This is a genomic window from Moorena sp. SIO3B2 (genome assembly GCF_010692525.1).
In the GTDB taxonomy this organism is placed as follows: domain Bacteria; phylum Cyanobacteriota; class Cyanobacteriia; order Cyanobacteriales; family Coleofasciculaceae; genus Moorena; species Moorena producens.
This window is the reverse complement of sequence record NZ_JAAHHE010000443.1, coordinates 1-4,405: the sequence shown is the minus strand read 5'-3', so window position 1 is coordinate 4,405 and position 4,405 is coordinate 1. Positions and strand designations below refer to the sequence as shown.

The window sequence follows — 4,405 nt, the reverse complement described above, 5'->3', positions numbered from 1 at the left end:
GCACCACACCCAACTTCCAACAATGAATCCTTTGGGGTGATGTTGAGCCGAGCCGCGATATGCTTCCCATAAGCCATCCAGCCAGATTCTTGCACACCTGATGACCAGGGAGGATCGTAGCCATTTGCAACCAGCAAAGAAACTAAAGTTGGCTGCTCTGCGTGATCAGCCTGTCTGCGATTCCAGATGTCGTGCCAATTGTTCTGCAATGTCTAATCTTTAAATAGCTCTAAAACAATATGTATGTTACACCCTAATGTATTACTTTGTCTACAGTGAGCATCTCTATTCAGCAATTATGATTTGGGAAAAGATACAAATCATGTTCTATGGTGTTTGTAGAGAACATATTAAAATTTTTATATCAGATTTCTATAAATTATTCATATTGGATTATTTTCTTGACCAGTTTAAGCGATCGCCAACAGAACTGAATAACGTAATATTTATCCGTCACAGTTTACCATAAGTTGCAAAAACTGGATGACTGAGTATTTTTATATCTTCTTCACTTAATGAGGGATGCCATACATCGATAACTAAGACAACTCTTGATTTTTCCCCTTGATGCAATACTTCATGCTCGAAAGAATCGTCAAACGCCATAGCTTTACCTTGGTGCCAAAAGCGCCATTCATTTCCTACTCGTATTTTTGCACTTTCTGGTTCGGGTATGCGCACTCCTAAATGGTATCTCAATCTTAAGTTTGAAGAACCACTATGGGGCAATATATGACTATCAGAAACTAACTCGGAAAACAGCACAAAACCAAAGTTAATACAAAGGGGTAATTTTTCGAGTATTGAAAGTGTTTTTGGGCATAAATATGCTATAGCTTGTTTCTCTCGCCCAGTAGAAAAAATAAATATACCATTCCATTGACCTGACCCCATTAAGCTAACATGATCGGGATGTTCTTTCATATATTCATCTATTTTGTTGTACTCAGATATAATTATTTCGGCATTTTGTTCGAGGATTGAGGTAATTTCATCGTTATCATCAAACCACGGTTTACTGTTGAGGGATGTACAGTACCAAACACTAGGGTTCGGATGGTTGATACCATCTTCTTCCCTGTGGGAATAGTAAATAGTATTGATGTCGTAATTTTTGGCAATCGCATCTCGTTTTCGTTGGAATATGTGTGCGTTAAATATGTGAAAAATTCCGCGCCAACTGACTGCATATTTTAAGGGTAAGTCATACCAAAATAAGTTGTTTAAATTTTCGGATTCTACACCATTTAATAATCTAGCGATATCCCGAGAGTCTTGGATATATTTAATGTATTTTTTCATCGTTAATAGTTATGGTTAATTGTGTATAATATTATCGTTTATAATTCTACCCCCTTGAACAGTTAAGCGGATAATGATGTGATCTACAGCGGTTTGCACTTGCTGTTAGGTACTTTCGTTATCGGTTTTTAGGGAGCAGGGAGCAGGGAGCAGGGAGCAGGGAAGTCGGAAGTGGGAACAGGGAAGAGGGAAAAAAATCTTGTGTACCTGATAGTTATGCAAACCGCCGTAATTTCTGAGGCTAACTTTAAGTTGATCAATCCTGGAGGGGGATAAACTTTTGGAATGGGCATCTTGTTGTGGAACGGGCATCTTGTTGTGGAACGGGCATCTTGGTGGAACGGGCATCTTGCCCATTATCAATATTTTCGGGCAGGCAGGATGCCCACCCCACTCCTATTAATTGCTTAATTCAGCAACGCCCATAAAACCATATCTATGGTATACCTCAGTGTAATATTATGAGGACATAGAATATCATCGATAACACCGAAAATTGTAAAAACAAAGCCATGATTAAAGAATATGAAAACTATCAGGATACATCCAAAAACTACGACACCACTCGTATCCCAATCGGGGTTGAGATTTTATTAGGTTGCTTTGCGACTACCCCTCGTCCTTTGCCAGAGCAGGTGATCTTGGATGGTGGGTGTGGTACTGGAAACTATATCCAGGCGTTGAAGAGCAAAGTCAATAGCCTGTGGGGTCTAGAATTCAATGGGGGAATGTTGGCGCAAGCAACAGAAAAGTTCCGCAATCACCCCAATATTCACTTAGATCAAGGCAGTCTTATCGATCTTCCCTATGAGAATGAAACCTTTGATGGGATAATGTGTAACCAGGTTCTCCATCACTTGGGTTCCGACGACGCAGCTCAGGAAAATTTTCCTGAACTGAACCAGGTGTTTGAGCAAGCGTATCGAGTGCTGCGTCCCCAAGGCGTATTTGTGTGTAATACCAGCAGTCATCCACAGATTTATGATGGATTTTGGTGGGCTGATCTGATTCCAGACGCGGTATCAAGAATCGCTAAACGTATGCCACCCATAGCATGCATTACTCAGAAATTGGATCAAGCTGGCTTTTGCTTTGGGGGCATTGTTGTTCCAATTCATGCTGTTATGCAAGGTGACAATTACCTTGACCCAGAAGGCCCCCTCAAGCAAACCTATCGGAATGGTGATTCTACTTGGTCTTTGGCGAAGCAAGGGGAATTAGAACAAGCATTGGAGCGAGTTGGAAATATGAACAAGGATGGAAGCATCGTTCACTATCTTGAGCAACGGGAAAGTTTGCGCCAAAAATTGGGGCAAACTACCTTTGTTTATGCCTACAAGAAACAGAGTTGAGAGCCTCCATGTTTTAATTTCTAGAAGGACGTGAATTAACGACCTTTTAGAATCTCCAATGCTATGGGCTAAGGCGCAAGCTTCGCCAACAGCCCAGAGAGACATCAAATGCACACCTCATAGGCACAATACAGAATCTTGATCTTCTCTGCATAATCATGATTATTGGGAAGATAGGGTTGTGGTGGCGAAAGATAGGCTTGTTTTAAAATGCCTTCTGACTCCATCTGTTGCAAGGTAACGTCGAATTTTTTTTGAGAGTGGATATCCTCTCGGTTTGTAAACACCAGATATCCTCCCGGCTTTACTACTCGGCAAAACTCATACAACACATTTGACGTTTCCATATTAGTAAGCACAGCAGTGGAAATGATTCCATCAAATTCATTATCTTGAAATGGCAATGCTTGCTGTATATCTGCTTTATATAAAGCAGTATAAATATTTTTATCCCTAGCAATGTCTAAAGATTTACCAGAAATATCAACTCCAATTATGGTTTGATAACCTTGTTCTCGAAGAGCTTGTCCAGCAAGTCCCGTTCCACATCCGAGATCCAAAATTTTGCCATCGGTAGCAACAAATTTTGCAATCAGTTCAGCAGCAACCTGATGACCAGCATACTGCCAATTCAAGACTTTATCCTCATATACTTGAGCTAAAGTATCATATTCCTTCTCAACCTCGCTGCTCTCAGTGTTCCATTTATTTGACCACTTTGCTAAGAATTGGGCTTGTTGATTATTAGTCATTAAGTCTTCTCTTTAATTTTAACTTTAATTACCTATATTTTAATTTCTACTATAGCATAGCATTAACTGTTTTTCTACAGAAAATAAAAACTAGTGAAAGTGATTAGTTTGAATCAAATGATTGAATAATATACTCTCTGGCATACCATAAATATTGAATACCAGAAACCCAGATCAATGATTGAGTTATAAGTATGAATAACACAGTCAGGTCAGAAAGACTCTCACTTGCAGGTCTTAATGTAGTTAATGTAATTACTGCAATAGTCGTGAAACACAATATTATAGAATTCCAACGATTTTCTAAAGGATCGGAATATCCAAAAATTCGACCTTCTAGTAGTATGTGTAAACCAATAACAATAAACAACCATTGACTTGAAAACCCATAAAGTTTATACCAATAAAGCCCTACCAACGGATAACCAATATATACGGCTTTTAATTTAGCAATAACATTTGCTTCAATCACAATATTATTTAAATTTAATATCTGTCTGGCAAATGTTGCTAAAAAGTCTCTTGTCAGAGCTAGAAAAACAAACCATATCGGGAGAATTCCCATCTCAATGCTAATGACATACAAAGCTAGGAAACCTATATAGTCTACAATCGGATCGAAATACTTACCGAAATCTGTTTTTAAGTCCTTTGTTCTAGCTAACCACCCATCAACAGCATCCAATAAAAATGCTATATAGAATAACACACCAATATACAGATAGTATTGAGGAGGAACAAGATACCATGAAACAAAAGCTATAAAAATTAAAAATAATCTAAATAAGGTAATGTGATTCGGTTTAATCACGATATCTATAACTCCTTGATTATTTCTTTGATAATCATTTTCCAGTCAACAGTTGTGGAATCTACAATATTCCACAAGCCAAATCTTTCAGGTCGTACTGAAGATAGTTTTTTCATTCTTTTATAAGTATTTGATTCTATAATAGTATCAAATCCTTGTTTTAATTCTAAGGTTATCTCTAATTTTCG

Annotated in this window: 6 protein-coding genes and 1 pseudogene; 1 reads left to right on the top strand and 6 read right to left on the bottom strand. The window is 38.1% G+C overall.

Annotated features, from left to right (window positions below; genetic code table 11):
* The 3 genes and pseudogenes from F6K38_RS35725 to F6K38_RS35715 all read right to left on the bottom strand — a co-directional run.
* Nucleotides 1-209: pseudogene (locus F6K38_RS35725) on the bottom strand (class I SAM-dependent methyltransferase); the annotation flags it as partial.
* A gap of 244 nt (nt 210-453) precedes the next feature.
* Complete coding sequence (locus F6K38_RS35720) at nt 454-1,302, bottom strand: aspartyl/asparaginyl beta-hydroxylase domain-containing protein (protein WP_008191534.1); 849 nt, start codon at nt 1,300-1,302, stop codon at nt 454-456.
* A 105-nt stretch (nt 1,303-1,407) separates the two neighbouring features.
* The gene (locus F6K38_RS35715) at nt 1,408-1,650 is read right to left on the bottom strand and encodes a hypothetical protein (protein ID WP_131826846.1); all 243 of its coding nucleotides are present in this window, start codon (nt 1,648-1,650) and stop codon (nt 1,408-1,410) included.
* A gap of 164 nt (nt 1,651-1,814) precedes the next feature.
* On the opposite strand from F6K38_RS35715, the gene F6K38_RS35710 reads away from it, so the two are divergent.
* Complete coding sequence (locus F6K38_RS35710) at nt 1,815-2,654, top strand: class I SAM-dependent methyltransferase (protein ID WP_008191536.1); 840 nt, start codon at nt 1,815-1,817, stop codon at nt 2,652-2,654.
* Nucleotides 2,655-2,758: 104 nt separating this feature from the next.
* Here the strand turns inward: F6K38_RS35710 and F6K38_RS35705 are convergent, their stop codons facing one another.
* From F6K38_RS35705 to F6K38_RS35695, 3 genes are all read right to left on the bottom strand, one after another.
* Nucleotides 2,759-3,406 (bottom strand): class I SAM-dependent DNA methyltransferase, encoded by a 648-nt coding sequence (locus F6K38_RS35705; protein WP_287359794.1) that lies wholly within the window; start codon nt 3,404-3,406, stop codon nt 2,759-2,761.
* A 103-nt stretch (nt 3,407-3,509) separates the two neighbouring features.
* Nucleotides 3,510-4,217: a CDP-alcohol phosphatidyltransferase family protein gene (locus F6K38_RS35700; protein ID WP_008191540.1), complete on the bottom strand. Its 708-nt coding sequence runs from the start codon at nt 4,215-4,217 to the stop codon at nt 3,510-3,512.
* Nucleotides 4,218-4,222: 5 nt separating this feature from the next.
* The coding region (locus F6K38_RS35695; RefSeq protein ID WP_287359792.1) for a hypothetical protein at nt 4,223-4,405 on the bottom strand (183 nt) is incomplete at its 5' end.